Genomic DNA, 15,689 nt, shown 5'->3' on the forward strand with positions numbered 1-15,689 from the left:
GGTAGAGCGCACCGGGAAGGGAGCCCGTGCCCTCGACCATGCCGAGGATCTTCAGTCCGTACTCGCGCCACGCATCCATATCGGTGGCATCGATCCGCATGTACCCGAGGGAGCGGATCGGCGAGAGATCTTCTGTGCTCATTGGTCGCAGTCTTTCGTCTCAGACCATCGTGTCGCCGATGGGCACGCCGAACTCTCCGTTGCCGAAGGCCACGTAGGCCCGCTCGGGATCGTTCGCGGCATGCACGCGGCCGGCGTGGGCGTCGCGCCAGAAGCGCTGGATGGGGGTGCCGTTCTCCAGCGCGTGGGCACCGGAGTTCTCGAAGAGCAGGTCGATCGCCGCGATGGCGCGGCCGGTGGCGCGCACCTGATCGCGGCGTGCGGCCAGCCGCAGATCCATCGGAATCTCCTCGCCGGCCAGCAGCAGATCGTACTCGGCCTGCAGGTTGCCCGAGAGCTGACGCCAGGCGGCGTCGATGTCACTGGCCGCCTCGGCGATCCGGACCTTCGCGAACGGATCGTCCTTCGACTTCTCGCCGGCGTAGGCGGCACGCACGCGCTTGCCCTGGTGCTCGACGTGCGCCTCGTAGGCGCCGTAGGCCATGCCGACGATCGGCGCCGAGATGGTGCTCGGGTGGATGGTGCCCCACGGCATCTTGTAGACCGGCGCGGTGTTGCGCTCCAGACCGGGCGCTTCGCCGGTCGACATGGCGCGGAAGCTGAGGATGCGGTGCCGTGGGACGAAGACGTCCTTGACCTCGATCGTGTTGGAACCGGTGCCGCGCAGACCGACAACATTCCACACATCGCGGATCTCGTAGTCCTCGCGCGGGATCAGGTAGCTGACGAAGTCGACCGGCTTACCACCCTTGAAGACCGGTCCGCCCACGACGACCCAGTCGGCAATATCGCAGCCCGACGACCACGCCCACGATCCGTTGACCTGGTAGCCGCCCTCGACCACCTCGCCGGCGCCCATCGGCGCGTACGACGACGAGATCCGGACGCTCGGGTCCTTGCCCCACACGTCCTCCTGCGCCTGCTGGTCGAACAGGGCCAGGTGCCAGTTGTGGATGCCGATAATGCCGGCCACCCAGCCGGTAGAACCGCAGGCCGTGGCGATGCGCCGGACCGCTTCATAAAAGGTCACCGGATCCACCTGGTAGCCACCCCACTGCTCGGGCTGCATCAGCTTGAAGAAGCCGGTGCCCTCGAGAATCGCCACCACATCGTCGGGGATGCGACGTGCGTCTTCGGTCTCCTGCGCGCGCTGTGCCAGCTCGGGCAGCACCGCATTGATCTTCTCCAGGACCTGCTGTCCGGCTTCACTTCGCTGGGCCATGACCGCTCCATTCTCGTACGTTGTCGTAGGTACTGATCCAATATTAGAACACGTTCTCGTTTTGATGTGGAACGTGTTCTAATATTGGTAGATCACCGCAGTTCAAGGGAGGCAGCCCCAGCATGAATACCACCGACACCGGCATCCGCGAGATCGACACCGGCACCCCGCCAAGCCGCTACGCACGCGGCTGGCACTGCATCGGGCTGGTCACCGAATACACCGACGGCAAGCCGCACTCGCTCCAGATCTTCGGCACCAAACTGGTGGTCTGGGCCGATTCGGCCGGCGAGGTGAAGGTGCTCGACGCCTTCTGCCGACACATGGGAGCCGACCTCTCGCAGGGTCAGGTGCGCGGCGACAACATCGCCTGCCCCTTCCACGGCTGGCAGTGGAACGGCAAGGGCCGCTGCGCACAGGTGCCCTACGCCAAGCGCAACCCGAAGCTGGCCAAGACCCGCACCTGGCCGACGATGGTCCGCAACGGCCAAGTCTTCGTCTACAACGATCCCGAGGGCAATCCGCCGCCGGAGGAGTGCATCATCCCGGAGCTGGCTGAGTACCAGACCGAACAGTGGACCGACTGGACCTGGAACACGCTGGTGATCGAGGGTTCCAACTGCCGCGAGATCATCGACAACGTGGTCGATATGGCCCACTTCTTTTATGTGCACTACGCCCTCCCCGACTACTTCAAGAACGTCTTCGAGGGACAGACCGCGGCGCAGTACATGAACAGCAACGGCCGGCCCGATGTCGGGATCTCGTCCGCGTACGGCGACACCCGCCTGGAGTCCATCGCGGCGTACTACGGCCCCTCCTACATGCTCAATCCGATGGTGCAGTACTACGGCGGCTACGCGGTCGAGACCATCCTGACCAACTGCCACTACCCGATCGACGAGAACAGTTTTGTGCTGATGTTCGGCGTGATGGCCAAGATCCCCGAGGGCCTGACCCCCGAGCAGGCCGACAAGATGGCCAAGAAGATCTCGGCGGGCATCGAGATCGGCTTCATGCAGGATGTTCAGATCTGGAAGCACAAGACCCGCATCGACAACCCGCTGCTGGTCGAAGAGGACGGCCCGGTCTACCAGCTGCGTCGTTGGTACGAACAGTATTACGTCGACATCGACGATGTGACCGACGAGATGACCGACCGCTTCGAGTACGAGATCGACACCGCCAAGGCGCTGGAGAACTGGAACGTCGAGGTGCAGGAGAATCTGCGTCGCCAGGCCGAGGAGAAAGCGGCCGAGGAGGCTGCCGATCTCGCCGCAGCCGAGCACACCTCGGTCTGATGTTCGCCGACAGCGGCTGGGCCAAAGCTCCGGATTACACCGGCGATCCGGAGCGCCTGGCCGCCATCGCGAGGGCCACCGCCCGCGATAGGCAGCACTATCTGCGCGGCGGCATGGCCGAGCTGGAATGCCGTACCTGCCACGCCGGCGTTCTGGTCAAGAAGACCAGCCCGCACCACACCAGCGTGCAGTGGAACGACGACGCCCTCGCCCAGTGCACTGAGATCGCCGCGATCCGGGCACAGGGCGGCAATCCCGCACTGCTGCCCACCTGCCCGCGCCTCTCGGCGTCGATTGACCACGGGGTGGCCGAAGGCATTGTGCCGCGGGAATCGCCGGAGTCCGATCCCGACGGCTATTGGTGAGGTAGCCGACGAGTCCGCTACCGGAAATCCGGCGCGCTCGTTTATCCTGACAACTGAAACGTGTTCTAGTTCTCCCGTGGCGGCTGCGACCGCCCAGAAGGGTATGTGATGCAGCAAGAGACCGTCGACGTCGTTGTCGTGGGTGCCGGCGGAGCCGGGCTCTCGGCTGCGCTGACCGCCGCCAGCAAGGGCCTGAGCACCGTGCTCGTCGAAAAGTCGCCGTATTGGGGCGGGTCCACCTCCCGCTCCGGCGGCGGTGTGTGGATCCCGAACAACTCGGTGCTGCGCCGCGATGGGGTGGTCGACACGCCCGAAGAGGCCCGCAAATACGCCCACGCCATCATCGGTGAGCATGCGCCAGCCGATCGGATCGACACCTATATCGACCGCGGCCCCGAGGCGCTGGACTACCTCATGGCGAACGCCCCGCTCGACCTCGAATGGGTCAAGGGCTACTCCGACTATTACCCGGAGGCCCCGGGCGGCCGGGTGTTGGGCCGTTCGGTGGAACCGCGGCCCTTCGATGCGCGTCGCCTCGGCGGCGACCTAGCCACCATGCACCCCATGTACACCAAGGCGCCGCTGAATATGGTGGTGCTGCAGAGCGACTACAAGTGGATGAACGTCGGCATGCGGCACTGGCGCGGCATCGCGAAGATGGCCAAGGTCGGCGCCCGATTCAGCTGGTTCAAATCGCGAAATAAGAAGATGATTGCGATGGGCGCCGCGCTCGCCGCCGAACTCCTGGTCGGCTGCCGCCAGGCTGGCGTCGACCTCCGGCTGAACACTCCGCTCACCGAACTCCTTGTCGAAGACGGCGCCGTGGTCGGCGTGCGGGTGGAGCACGACGGCCAGCCGCACGAGATCCGGGCACGGTTCGGTGTGATCCTGGGCAGTGGCGGCTTCGAGCACAACGCCGAGATGCGGGCGCAGTACCAGCGCGCACCGATCGGCACCGAATGGACCACCGGCGCTCCGTCCAACACCGGCGACGGCATCGTCGCCGCCCAGTCCGCCGGCGCGGCCGTCTCCCTGATGGACGATGCTTGGTGGGGGCCGACGATGCCGCTACCCAAGGGCCCATGGTTCGCCTTGTCGGAGCGGAACATGCCGGGCACCTTCATGGTGAACACCCGCGGTGAGCGATTCATGAACGAGTCGTTGCCCTATGTCGAGGCCGGCCACCAAATGTACGGCGGCGAGTTCGGTCAGGGAGAAGGCGCCGGCGCCAACGTCCCGGCGTGGCTGGTGATGGATCAGCGCTGCCGTAACCGCTACTTGTTCGCCGGCCTGCCCGCCCGCCAGTCGATCCCGAAGAGTTGGCTCGCCTCCGGTGCGGTGGTCAAGGCCGACACGATCGCCAGCCTGGCCGAGCAGATGGGCGTGCCAGCCGAGGCGCTGGCCGCCACCACCCAGCGATTCAACGGCTTCGCCCACAGCGGCGTCGACGCCGACTTCCAGCGCGGCGTCAGCGGGTACGACAACTACTACGGCGACCCGACCAACAAGCCGAACCCGAACCTCGGCCCGGTAGACAAGGCCCCGTTCTACGCGGTCAAAATGGTCCCCGGCGATCTCGGCACCAAGGGCGGCATCGACACCGACATCGCCGGCCGCGCGCTGCGCGCGGACGGCACCGTGATCGACGGCTTGTATGCCGCGGGCAACACCAGCGCCCCGGTAATGGGCCACACCTATGCCGGCCCGGGCGCCACCATCGGCCCGGCCGTCGTCTTCGGCTACCTCGCCGCGCTCGACGCCGTCGCAAAGGCCGACACCCGCAGCAACGCCACGACGGGAGCCTGAGCAATGCCTATCGACCCAACCGTAGCCGTCGGCGCCGACCTGGGCGCCACCACCTTCTCGTGGACCCCGCGAGAGGTGGCCCTCTACAACCTCGCCGTCGGCGGTGCCCACGATCCGATGGACGCCACCGGGCTGGAGTACATCGACGACGTCGCACCCAAGGTGCTGCCTACCTTCGCCACCGTGGCAGCGACCTTCCTGGCCAGTGCGCCGCCGAAGGTCAGCTTCCCTGGCATCGACATCGACCTGGCCAAGGTGGTGCACGGCAGCCAGGAGGTCCAGGTGCACCGGCCACTACCGGCCAGCGGCACCGCCACCACCCGCACGCGCATCGCTGAGGTGCAGGACAAAGGTTCGGCCGCGGTCATCGTCCAAGAGTCCGAGACCGTCGACGACGCCGGGAATCGGTTGTGGACTGCCCGCAGCTCGATCTTCGCCAAGGGTGAGGGCGGTTTCGGTGGCGAACGCGGATCGTCGTCCCGCCTCGAGCTGCCCGACCGTGCGCCCGACCACGAACTGATCGCGCCGACACTGCCCCAGCAGGCACTGCTGTACCGGCTGTGCGGCGACCGCAATCCGCTGCACAGCAGCCCATCGTTCGCCGCGGCGGCCGGATTCCCCCGACCGATCCTGCACGGTCTGTGCACCTACGGAACGGTGTGCCGCGCGCTGATCGACGATCTGCTCGGCGGCGACGCGAGCGCGGTCGCCGGCTTCGGCGCCAGCTTTGCCGGAATTGTGTTCCCCGGCGAGACACTGCGCATCCGGGCGTGGGAGGACGGCGCGCGCGTCGTGGTCATCACCACGGTTGCTGACCGCGATGACGCTCCGGCGCTGGGTAATGTGGTGCTGCACCGGCAAAGCTGAGCCGGCCGACGAAATGAGAATGTGCGATGACCTCCTCGCTCACCCCCCTCCTCGCCCAGCGCGAGGCGCTGTCCGCCGACCTCGCCGAGGTGATCGATCAGCAGGTGAAGGCGCAGTCCGGAGTGTCCGGTGCGGCGGTGAAGGGCGCCTACGCGACGGCGCGGAAGTTCAAGCCCGCCGTCGTGGTGAATGCAACGAACCACATGCTTCCGAATTTTCTGGATGCGCTTGCGCCACTGTGGGATTCGCGCGACGGGCAGCCGTTCGGCAAGTACCTGGCGGCCCACTCGGACGTAGCCAGCGAAGCACTCCTGACGGTGACCGATCAGCAGGCGGAGTCGGCCCCGGCAGCTCTCACCAAGGCGTACTCCGCTCTGCGCGGCAGAGCGAAGGGATACGTCGCCGCGGCCCTCGAGCCGGTGGGCGACGTGATCGCCAGGTACGCACCCGCCCCCTGATAACGCTCCCGCAGGACGCTCCCGCTCCCTGAGCCTGTCGAAGGGTCAGGCGGCGCTGGCCAGGAGCACGAGGATCATCGCCAGCACGCCTACCAGAATCCCCACCAGGGCGAGAACACGCCCCAGGTGGAGTCGGACCGGTGTCAGGTCGCCGACGCAGACGCGAGACGGGGCAACATGATGAGAAGCCATGACGGTTCACTTTCGATAGGAATGGTGTGATTCCGTACCATTACTGTGACATAAGTTACGAAAGTTACGAGTGAGGATGAGCGTGCGTGTCGGGGCGTGGAGCATTCGGACCGTCTGGCTGATCCTGGTCTCCTGCCTAGCCGTCAGCCTGGTAGTCGCGGCCATGGCGGCGCTCAACACGGCGCTACCGGATATCGCGCGGGACATTCACGCGAGCAGTACCGAGATGATGTGGATCATCGACGGTTACACGCTCATTCTGGCGGCGCTGCTGCTGCCCGCCGGCGCGATCGGTGATCGCTTCGGGCGGCGCGGCGTCCTGCTGCTCGGCCTGCTGGTGTTCGGGATGGCCTCGCTGGCCGCCGTCTGGGTGGACACCCCGGGCGAGTTGATCGCCACCCGATTCGCCGCGGGCGTCGGCGCGGCACTGATCATGCCTGCAACCTTATCCCTGATCACCGCCGGCGTACCGCGCGAACAACGCCCCATCGGTGTCAGCATCTGGGCGGCGGTGGCCGGCGTCGGCGCCATCCTCGGCTTCTTCGTCACCGGCATGCTGCTGCAGTTCTTCAGCTGGCATTCGGTGTTCATCACCTTTGCGGTCGGTGCGCTGGTCGCCTTCGGACTCACCCTCTCCATCGGCTCATCGAAGGACGCCGATCCCGGACCGTTCGACTTTATCGGCTCGATCACCTCCATCGTCGCAGTCACCGGCGTCGTCTTCGGCCTGCTCGAAGCACCCACGCGCGGCTGGACCGACCCGCTGGTGCTGGTGTGCCTCCTCGGCGGACTGGCCCTGGGCGCTGTCTTCGTTTTCATCGAAAGCCGGCGCACCGCACCACTCCTCGACGTCCGACTTTTCCGCAATCGCGCCTTCTCCTCCGGCGCACTCTCGGTGATGCTGCAGTTCTTCGCATCGTTCGGCCTCTTCTACCTCATTCTGTTGCTCCTCCAACTGGTCTTCGGCTACTCGCCCCTCAAATCGGCCGTCGCGCTCATCCCGATGGTGGCCGGCGTGGGCCTGTTCGCCCTGCTCGGCAACTGGGTGGCGGTGCGCTTCCACTCGCTGGGCGTCGTCCTCGCGATCGGTATCGGACTGACCGGAATCGGCATTATCGCGATGGGCATCTTTGAACCCAACGAGTACTGGAAGCTGGCCGTCATGCTGGCCGTCACGGCCATCGGCATCGGTCTGGCCACCGCACCCTCAACGACGGCGATCATGGCAAACACCCCGCTGGATAAACAGGGTGTCGGCTCAGCGGTCAACGACACCGCCCGCGAACTGGGCGCCGCCATCGGTATAGGCTTGGCTGGCAGCCTGATGGCGGCCGGCTACGCCAGCCGCATCGGGCCCACTGCCGACGCGGCCCGCGAACAACTCGCCGCCATCGACCCCGCACAGGCCAGCCAGGCCGCCCACGGGATCGAACTGTCCCTGGCCGGCGCCGTCGAGGTCGCCGACCAGTTGCCGCCGCAGGCCGGCGCACTGGCCGACTTCATCCGCACCGGAGCCGAGAACGCCTTTCTTCCGCCGATGCAGCAGGCTTGCCTGGTGCTCGGTGCGGTACTGGTGGTCGGCGCCATATTCCTCGGCTGGTATGCCCCGCGCCAGGTGATCAGCGCCGACAGCCTCGACCCAAAAGCGCAAGATGTGCCTAGCGCGCCGCAGGATGTGACCAGCTGAGCCGCCAGACCTGATCGGCCGCGCCGATCCCCTGCGTGGCTGTAGCTGCGGTCCTACGCTGTCAGTTATGACCGCTCCTGAGTCCCCCGACACCCTCTTTCAGAACGTTCGCGTCCTTGACGTTAAGGCTGGCAAGCTCAGCGAGCCGACGGACGTGCTTATTGCTGGCACGACGATCTCCGAGATCGGCAGCGGTCAGCAGCCTTCGCCGTCGACCGTCGTCATCGACGGTAACGGCCGCACGCTGATGCCCGGCATGATCGACAACCACGTCCACCTGGTATTCGGCAGTTCCACCATGGCTCAGCTGTACGACCCGAACGGCACCCCCGACGACTTCGGGAAGCGCGCCCTTGGCTCGGCTGGCGACACCCTCATGCGCGGATTCACCGCGATCCGCGACCTGGGCGGTCCGATCTTTCCGGTCAAGGCCGCCATCGACGGCGGACTGGTCCCCGGACCTCGCATCTGGCCGTCCGGCGCGATGATCTCGCAGACCTCCGGCCACGGCGACTTCCGCACCCCCGACGAGCCCTGCCGCCGATTCTCCGGGATCGTGCCGCGCGCCCAGCAGATCGGCGCGACTTTCATCGTCGACGGGCACGACGAGGTACTCACCGCCGCGCGGGAGAATCTGCGGCTCGGTGCCAGCCAGCTCAAGCTGATGGCCGGTGGCGGCACCTCGTCGGCCTACGATCCCATCGATGTGACCCAGTTCCTCCCGGACGAGTTCGACGCTGCGGTCCGCGCCGCCGACGACTGGAACACCTATGTGACGGTGCACGCCTACACGCCGCGGTCGGTGCGGCGCGCTATCGACGCTGGCGTCAAGTGCATTGAGCACGGCCAGCTGCTGGACCGGCCGACCGTCGACTACATCGCCGAGAAAGAGGTGTGGCTGTCCGGCCAGTATCTGATCCCCAACAACGAGACGATGGCACCGGAACGACGCGCCAAGCGTGGCCCCATCGTCGAGGGCAACGACCGCGTCTGGGCCATGGCCAAGGAGGCTGGCGTGAAACTCGCCTGGGGCACCGACTTCTTGTTCGAGCCGGAGATGAACGAGAACCAGAACAAGATGCTGCTCTCCCTGAAGGAGTGGTTCTCCAGTGCCGATCTGCTGCGCCTGGCCACCTACGACAATGCCCAGCTGCTGGCGCTCTCCGGGCCACGGTCACCCTATGCCGGCACCCTCGGCGTCGTCGAGACTGGCGCCCTGGCCGATCTGATTCTGGTGAACGGTGATCCGCTCGCCGACATCGACCTGATCGCCGATCCGGGTAAGAACTTCGACGTCATCATGAAGGACGGCAAGATCTACAAGAACCAGTAGCCCGATCCGATAGACGGCGTGTCCTTCACCGGGTTTCCCGAAGCAGCTTTCGACTTCTACGACGACCTCGAGGTCGATAACAGCAAAGTGTTCTGGGAAGCGCACAAGGAGCAGTACCGCGTCGCGGTAGCCGAGCCGATGGCGGCCCTCACCCACGCTCTCGCCAGCGAGTTCGGTGCGGCCAAGATCTTCCGCCCGTACCGCGACGTCCGGTTCGCGAAAGACAAGACGCCGTATAAGACACATCAGGGCGCCTTCGTCGCGACCGGGCCGGCGACCGGCTACTACGCCGAGATCGCCGCCCCGGGCTTCCGGGTCGGCGGCGGCTTCTACGAGGCGAACGGCGAGCACCTTGCCGCTATCCGACAGGCGATCGACCACCGGCACCGCGGCGCCGCCCTGGAGAAGATCCTGCGCGGCCTGACCACGTCCGGCTGGACGATCGACGGCGATCGCCTCAAGACCGCGCCGCGCGGCTGGCCGAAAGACCATCCGCGTATCGCACTGCTCCGCTACCGATCACTCACCGCGATGCGCTCCTACGGGTTCGATGACGTCGTGCACACTCCCGCCCTTCTCGACCGGGTCCGCGCCGACTGGCGGCAGGTGACCCCGCTCATCGACTGGGTCGGCGAGAACACTCGGGTCTGAGCCACCACGCGGCGCCAACCTCTGGACGTCAGGAGTCGTCGTCGAGAATCTCGTCGACGATGGAGCCGAGGGTCGGGGCAAAGTGCCCGGGAGTGAAGCGCGGTCGACCGTCGACGCTGAGCCGGTACTTCTCGAGCTGTTCGCGCACCGGATCCTTGAGTTCGGCGAAGACCAGTTCGACGCCGTGGTTGGACAGGTAGTCGTCGAGTTCCACCAGCTCATCGATCGCCGACGAGTCGATGTCGGTGATCGGCTCGGCGGCGATCACGACGGTCCCGATCGTCCGCCCGGACGCCCGCGCCGCCTTCAGCTCGGTGCGCACCCAGTCGTCGAAGAGGGCGCCGTTGGCGAAGAAGAGGGGCGCGTCGAACCGCAGGATCAGCGTCGCTGCGATGCGTTCGGCCTGCGGATAGCGGGAGACGTCGTGATATCCGCGCAGCCCGGGCACCACGCCGAGTTCGGCCCGGTACGGTCGGGACGCCGAATAGATGAATCCCACGAAGGCCAATGCGATGGCGACCAGAATTCCTTCCAACACACCAAGAATCGCGACGCCGAGGAAGGCCACGATAGTCAGCGCACCCTCGACCTTGTCGATTCGGAACAACTCGAACACCGTGCGCACGTCGACGAGCGACAACGCCGCCACGATCACCACCGCGGCCAGCGCGGACGACGGTAGATAGTCGGTCACGCCGGGAATCACCAGCAGCACGAGGAGGACCAGCACTGCGCCGGTGACCGCGGACAACTGGCTCCGTCCACCTGCAGCGTCAGCGACCGCAGTCCGGGAACTCGAGGCGCTCACCGGAAAGCCACCCAAAACTCCGGCCGCCACATTCGACAGGCCCACCGCCCCGACCTCGTGGTTGCTGTTGACCGTGTGTCCGGCCCGCGCGGCGAACGTGCGCGAAAGCACGCTGGTATCGGCAAAGGCAATCAAGGCAATGCCAGCCGCGGGCCCGACCAACTGGACCCAGTCGGCCCAGTTCGTCGACGGTATTGCCGGGGCTGGCAATCCCTCCGGCATGGCGCCGACCACCGGTACTTCACTGCGCCAGCCAGACAGTGCGAGGAATGCCATCGCGCCGACGACGACGATGAGCACTCCCGGAATGGTCTTCCTCCACCGCCGGAGCACCAGTATCACCACCACACCGGTGATCCCGATCGCGGCAGCCTGTGGGATCACCGAACCGTCCACCAGGCCGCGCCAATCGGCAACGATCACCTGAAGAATCGAGTCGCCCGCACCGCTGAAGCCGAGCAACGTAGGGATCTGCCCGAGGACCACCACCAGGGCGATGCCGTTCAGGTACCCGATCCGGATCGGCTTGGCCAGCAGGGTGGTGAGGAAGCCGAGCCGAAACACCCCGGCCAGCACCAGAATCACGCCGACCTCGATCGCCAGCACCCCGGCGAGTTCCACCCGTCGACCGGGATCGGTAACCGCAAGCGGAATGATCGCCGCCGCGATGATCGGTGCCAGCGCCGAGTCCGGCCCCAGGATCAGCATGCGCGACGGCCCGATCAGCGCGTACACCAGCACCGGGATGATCGTGGCGTACAGACCGTGCACCGGCGGCAGTCCGGAGACTTCCGCATAACCGAGGCCGGCCGGGATCATCAGGGCGCCGACCGCGATCCCGGCCACCACATCTCCGCGCAACCAGCCCCGCCGATAGTGCCGGGCCGTCCGGATGGCCGGCAACCAGTCCATCGCCCCGCGGAAGCGTGCCGTTGCACCCCTGTTCATGGTGCTAAATCATGCCCTAATGGGCCGGACTCATTCGGCGGCTTCAGCGGCGGACTTAGCCCAGCGGTAGTCGGCCTTGCCCGCAGGCGTACGGCGTACCTCGTCGACGACGACGACACTGCGCGGCAGTTTGTAACGCGCCAGGCTCTGCTGGCAGAACTCCTGCAGTTCTTCCACGGTCGGTTCCTCGGCGCCGTCGGCGACCTGGATCACCGCGGCCACGGCCTGCCCGTACTTGGCGTCGGGCACCGGGACCACGAGCGCGTCGGCCACGGCCGGATGCCCGTGCAGCACGGCCTCGACCTCTTCGGCGTACACCTTCTCACCGCCGGTGTTGATGCACTGGCTGCCGCGGCCAAGGAAGACGATCCCGCCGTCGTCGGCGACGTAACCCATATCGCCGAGCACCGAAATCCGAGTACCGTCGGCCATCGTCGGGAAGGTGCGCGCCGTCTTCTCCTCGTCCTTGTAGTAGCCGAGGGGGATGTTGCCGACGCGCGCGATGTAGCCGACCTGCTCCGGAGTGGTGATCTGCGTGAAGGATTCATCGACCACCATCATCCGCGGCGTCGCCGGCACCTTCAGGTTGCCGTTCTCGTCGAGCATGATCTCACCGTCATTGCCGGATTCGGAGGCGCCGAAGTTGTCGCGCAACATCATTTCCGGCTTGACCGCCAGGAATCGGTCGCGGACGCTCTTACTCCAGATCGCACCGCCGGAGGCGATGGAGAACAGACTTGACAGGTCCACCTCACCCGCGGTGCGCTCGAGTTCCTCCACCAGCGGCATCCCCATCGCATCGCCGACGATCAGAATCATCTGGGTCTGATCGCGCGGAATGTTGGCGACGATCGTGCGCGCATCGAAGTCGCGCTCCAGAATCAGGCGGCCGCCCAACGCCAAGAAGGTGAACAACGAGTACGACGCGGCGCCGTGCATCAGCGGGGCAGCGATCAGGAATGCCAGCGACGGGAAGTTCTGCACTTCGCGGGCCAGTTCCTCGTAGCTTTCCCGCGCCGGCCCGTAGGGGTTACCACCGGAGATCGGCTTGCGGAAGAAGTCGTCGTGCTGCCACATGACGCCCTTCGGGTAGCCGGTGGTGCCGCCGGTGTAGATCAGGTACAGCTCCTCGCCGGTGCGCTCGGGGAAGTCCCGTTCGGTCGACTCGGCGGTCCACCCGCCGAAATCAACCAGTTCAACGCCCTCGGCGGCGTCCACCGCGGCCTGCAGCGCATCGGTGACCGCCCCGATCACCAGCACCGTGCGCAGCTCGGGAAGCTCGCCGACCAGCGTCGCCAGAATCTCCTGATGCTCGGGCAGCTCGACGACGACCGCCGCGGCATCGGAGTTCTCAAAGATGTACGCCAACTCCGGACCGGTGTAGCGGTAGTTGACGTTCACCGGCACCGCAGCGACCTTCAGCATGCCCAGCAACGCGGTCACATGCTCCACGCTGTTCTTCAGATACAGCGCGACCTTGTCGTCGCGGCCGATTCCGTGTCGCGCCAGCAGGTGGGCCACCTGGTTGATCTGCCGGTCCAGGTCCGCATACGTGTAACCGGTGCCTTCGAAGGTCAACACCACCCGGTCGGGGACGGCATCGGCGACGGTCTCGAATACGGTGGCCAGATTGAATTTCATGGGGATCTCCTTGCGGGCGGTTCTGGTCGGTGAGCTGGTCGGATCAGTCGGTCGTGAGGATCAAGCCGGAGGTCGGGACGCCGGTGCCGGCGGTCACCAGGGCGGCGCGCGCGCCGTCCACCTGGTTGACCGACTGCCCGCGGAGTTGCCGGACCGCTTCGGCGATGCCGTTCATCCCATGGATGTAGGCCTCGCCGAGCTGGCCGCCGTGCGTATTGAGCGGCAGCCGTCCGCCCACTTCAAGGGCACCCGGCTCACGGACGAAGTCTTTCGCTTCGCCGCGGCCACAGAAGCCCAATTCCTCCAGCTGCATCAGCGTGTACGGGGTGAAGTGGTCGTAGAGGACTGCCACATCGACGTCGTCGGGCGTCAGCTGCGCCTGCTCCCACAGCTGCCGCCCGACCAGCCCCATCTCGGGCAGACCAGCGAGGTCATCCCGGTAGTAGCTGGTCATGATGAACTGGTTGCGCGCACTGCCCGACGCGGCGGCACTGATGGTGACCGGCCGCTGCGCCAGTTCCCGGGCGCGTTCGGGCGAGACGACGACAATCGCCACCCCGCCGTCTGATTCCTGGCAACAATCCAGCAGGTGCAGCGGCTCGGCGATGTACCGGCTCGCCTGATGGTCGGCGAGGGTGATCGGCTTGCCGTAGAAGAAGGCCTGCGGGTTCACCGCGGCATGCTTGCGATCGACCACGGCGATGCGCCCGAAGTCCTCGCTGGTCGCGCCGTAATCGTGCATGTAACGTTGCGCCACCATCGCCACGAAAGCCGCGGGAGTGGAGAGGCCGTGCGGATAACTGAACGCGTTGTCGGTGCCCGACGAGTTCTCCTGGTTGGCCACCGTCGCACTGACCTGCCCGAACCGGTTGCCCGAGCGCTCGTTGAAGGCCCGATAGGCCACCACCACATCGCACACACCGGTCGCGACGGCCATCGCCGCCTGCTGCACGGTGGAGCAGGCTGCTCCCCCGCCGTAATGGATCCGGGAGAAATACTTGAGCTCGTCGATACCGACTGCGCGGGCCACCGCGATCTCGGCATTGGTGTCCATGGTGAACGTGACTAAGCCGTCGACGTCGGCCGCCGTCAGCCCGGCATCGGCCAGCGCCGCATTGACTGCCTCAGCGGCCAACCGCAGCTCGCTGCGACCAGAATCCTTGGAGAACTCGGTGGCCCCGATCCCGGCAATCGCAGCCTTGCCGGACAGTGTGCGCTCACTCATCGCTCGCCCCTGAATTGCTCGCCCCGGAAATGACGGTGACCGTGGAGATCACATGCTTGCCGAGCGAATTGGTGCCGGTCACTGCCACCTCGACCTCGTCGGCACGCTGCGCCGATGACGTCGAGACCACTTCCCCAGTCAAGGTCAAGGTGTCGTAGGCGTACCAGGGCACGCCGAGCTTGAGCTTGATCCCGGCGATCCGCGCCGACGGTCCGGCCCAGTCGGTGACGAAACGTTCCACCAGTCCGGTGTCGGTCAGGATGTTCACAAAGATGTCCTTGGACCCCTTCGTCTGCGCCAGATCGCGGTCGTGATGCACGTCCTGGAAGTCGCGGGTCGCCAGCGCAGTCGCGACCACAAAGGTGGGCGTCGCCACCACCGTCAAAGGCGGTAAGACGTCCCCGATATTCACTGTGGGTGCGGTGCTCACTGCGTCGCCTTCCAGGCATAGAGGGTCCATGGCTCGTCGTCGCCGTCGGCCGGGAAGTCGAGGAACTCCACGTCGACTTTCATCCCGATCGCCACCTGGTCCGGGTCCACCCCGCGCAGTTGCCCGAGCATGCGGACCCCCTCGTCGAGTTCCACCAGCGCCACCACAAAGGGCAGCTCACGGCCGGGCACCTTCGGTGCGTGATGCACCACGTAGCTGAAGACAGTGCCGTTACCGGCGGCGACCTGGAAGTCGGTCGACTCGCCCCACGGCTTCCAGGTGGCCGGGATCGGCGGATGCCGCAGACTGCCGTCGGCGAGCCGCTGAATACGCAGCTCGTGCGCGGCGACGCCGTCCCAGAAGAACGCGGTGTCCCGAGAAACGGTGGGTTTGATGAGCTTGGTCGGGTCGAGACCGTCGTACGACGGCGCCTCGACCGCCGCCTGCTGCGTGGCAGGCCGAAACTTGAGGATCCGGAAGTCCATCTCGGCGACGACCTCGTCGCCCACCGACCAGGTGTTGCGGGTGGTGAAGAACCAGCCCTCACCCAGCGCGGTCTGCTTGGGTCCGGTCACCTCGGTCAGCGTCGCGCTCAGCGTCACATCTTCGCCCGGCTGGCAGTAGCGGTGGTACAC

Annotated in this window: 15 protein-coding genes and 1 pseudogene; 8 read left to right on the plus strand and 8 right to left on the minus strand. The window is 66.2% G+C overall.

What is annotated here, in order from left to right; genetic code table 11:
• Positions 1 to 142 (minus strand): annotated as a pseudogene (locus tag WAW85_RS14865) (2,3-dihydroxybiphenyl 1,2-dioxygenase); the annotation flags it as partial.
• A gap of 18 nt (positions 143 to 160) precedes the next feature.
• A complete protein-coding gene (hsaA, locus tag WAW85_RS14870; RefSeq protein ID WP_422560366.1) occupies positions 161 to 1,342 on the minus strand; it encodes a 3-hydroxy-9,10-secoandrosta-1,3,5(10)-triene-9,17-dione monooxygenase oxygenase subunit in 1,182 nt (393 codons plus the stop codon).
• 122 nt (positions 1,343 to 1,464) lie between these two features.
• Here hsaA and WAW85_RS14875 point away from each other — a divergent pair, with 122 nt between their 5' ends.
• From WAW85_RS14875 to WAW85_RS14895, 5 genes are all read left to right on the plus strand, one after another.
• Positions 1,465 to 2,643 (plus strand): Rieske 2Fe-2S domain-containing protein, encoded by a 1,179-nt coding sequence (locus tag WAW85_RS14875; RefSeq protein WP_422560367.1) that lies wholly within the window; start codon positions 1,465 to 1,467, stop codon positions 2,641 to 2,643.
• Complete coding sequence (locus tag WAW85_RS14880) at positions 2,643 to 3,008, plus strand: hypothetical protein (protein ID WP_422560368.1); 366 nt, start codon at positions 2,643 to 2,645, stop codon at positions 3,006 to 3,008. The genes WAW85_RS14875 and WAW85_RS14880 overlap by 1 nt, the downstream gene beginning before the upstream one ends.
• 108 nt (positions 3,009 to 3,116) lie before the next feature.
• On the plus strand, positions 3,117 to 4,814 hold the full coding sequence (kstD, locus tag WAW85_RS14885) for a 3-oxosteroid 1-dehydrogenase (protein WP_422560380.1): 1,698 nt from the start codon (positions 3,117 to 3,119) through the stop codon (positions 4,812 to 4,814).
• Positions 4,815 to 4,817: 3 nt separating this feature from the next.
• Positions 4,818 to 5,681 carry a MaoC/PaaZ C-terminal domain-containing protein gene (locus WAW85_RS14890; RefSeq protein ID WP_422560369.1) on the plus strand — a complete coding sequence of 288 codons (864 nt, stop codon included), beginning with the start codon at positions 4,818 to 4,820 and terminating at the stop codon, positions 5,679 to 5,681.
• Positions 5,682 to 5,707: 26 nt separating this feature from the next.
• Positions 5,708 to 6,139, plus strand: coding sequence for a DUF6918 family protein (locus tag WAW85_RS14895; protein ID WP_422560370.1), 432 nt, complete (start codon positions 5,708 to 5,710; stop codon positions 6,137 to 6,139).
• A gap of 45 nt (positions 6,140 to 6,184) precedes the next feature.
• On the opposite strand, the gene WAW85_RS14900 is transcribed toward WAW85_RS14895, so the two are convergent.
• Entirely contained in the window at positions 6,185 to 6,331 is a 147-nt protein-coding gene (locus WAW85_RS14900) for a hypothetical protein (protein WP_422560371.1), read from the minus strand.
• A gap of 76 nt (positions 6,332 to 6,407) precedes the next feature.
• Between WAW85_RS14900 and WAW85_RS14905 the strand changes: the two genes are divergently transcribed.
• The 3 genes from WAW85_RS14905 to WAW85_RS14915 all read left to right on the plus strand — a co-directional run bounded on the left by WAW85_RS14905 (position 6,408) and on the right by WAW85_RS14915 (position 10,002).
• On the plus strand, positions 6,408 to 8,018 hold the full coding sequence (locus tag WAW85_RS14905) for an MFS transporter (protein WP_422560372.1): 1,611 nt from the start codon (positions 6,408 to 6,410) through the stop codon (positions 8,016 to 8,018).
• 67 nt (positions 8,019 to 8,085) lie between these two features.
• Positions 8,086 to 9,351 (plus strand): amidohydrolase family protein, encoded by a 1,266-nt coding sequence (locus WAW85_RS14910; protein WP_422560373.1) that lies wholly within the window; start codon positions 8,086 to 8,088, stop codon positions 9,349 to 9,351.
• A gap of 18 nt (positions 9,352 to 9,369) precedes the next feature.
• Positions 9,370 to 10,002, plus strand: coding sequence for a DUF2461 domain-containing protein (locus WAW85_RS14915; protein ID WP_422560374.1), 633 nt, complete (start codon positions 9,370 to 9,372; stop codon positions 10,000 to 10,002).
• A gap of 28 nt (positions 10,003 to 10,030) precedes the next feature.
• Here WAW85_RS14915 and WAW85_RS14920 read toward each other — a convergent pair whose 3' ends face one another.
• The 5 genes from WAW85_RS14920 to WAW85_RS14940 form a co-directional block, all read right to left on the minus strand.
• The gene (locus tag WAW85_RS14920) at positions 10,031 to 11,758 is read right to left on the minus strand and encodes a SulP family inorganic anion transporter (protein WP_422560375.1); all 1,728 of its coding nucleotides are present in this window, start codon (positions 11,756 to 11,758) and stop codon (positions 10,031 to 10,033) included.
• A gap of 30 nt (positions 11,759 to 11,788) precedes the next feature.
• Positions 11,789 to 13,399, minus strand: a complete 1,611-nt coding sequence (locus WAW85_RS14925) for an AMP-binding protein (protein ID WP_422560376.1) — start codon at positions 13,397 to 13,399, stop codon at positions 11,789 to 11,791.
• Positions 13,400 to 13,442: 43 nt separating this feature from the next.
• Positions 13,443 to 14,624 carry a lipid-transfer protein gene (locus tag WAW85_RS14930; protein WP_422560377.1) on the minus strand — a complete coding sequence of 394 codons (1,182 nt, stop codon included), beginning with the start codon at positions 14,622 to 14,624 and terminating at the stop codon, positions 13,443 to 13,445.
• Positions 14,617 to 15,054, minus strand: a complete 438-nt coding sequence (locus WAW85_RS14935; RefSeq protein ID WP_422560378.1) for a MaoC family dehydratase — start codon at positions 15,052 to 15,054, stop codon at positions 14,617 to 14,619. The genes WAW85_RS14930 and WAW85_RS14935 overlap by 8 nt, the downstream gene beginning before the upstream one ends.
• On the minus strand, positions 15,051 to 15,689 hold a 639-nt coding region (locus tag WAW85_RS14940; protein ID WP_422560379.1), incomplete at its 5' end, for a Zn-ribbon domain-containing OB-fold protein. The genes WAW85_RS14935 and WAW85_RS14940, both read right to left, overlap by 4 nt.

It is taken from the genome of Gordonia sp. (in: high G+C Gram-positive bacteria), assembly GCF_049299075.1.
Lineage (GTDB): Bacteria > Actinomycetota > Actinomycetes > Mycobacteriales > Mycobacteriaceae > Gordonia.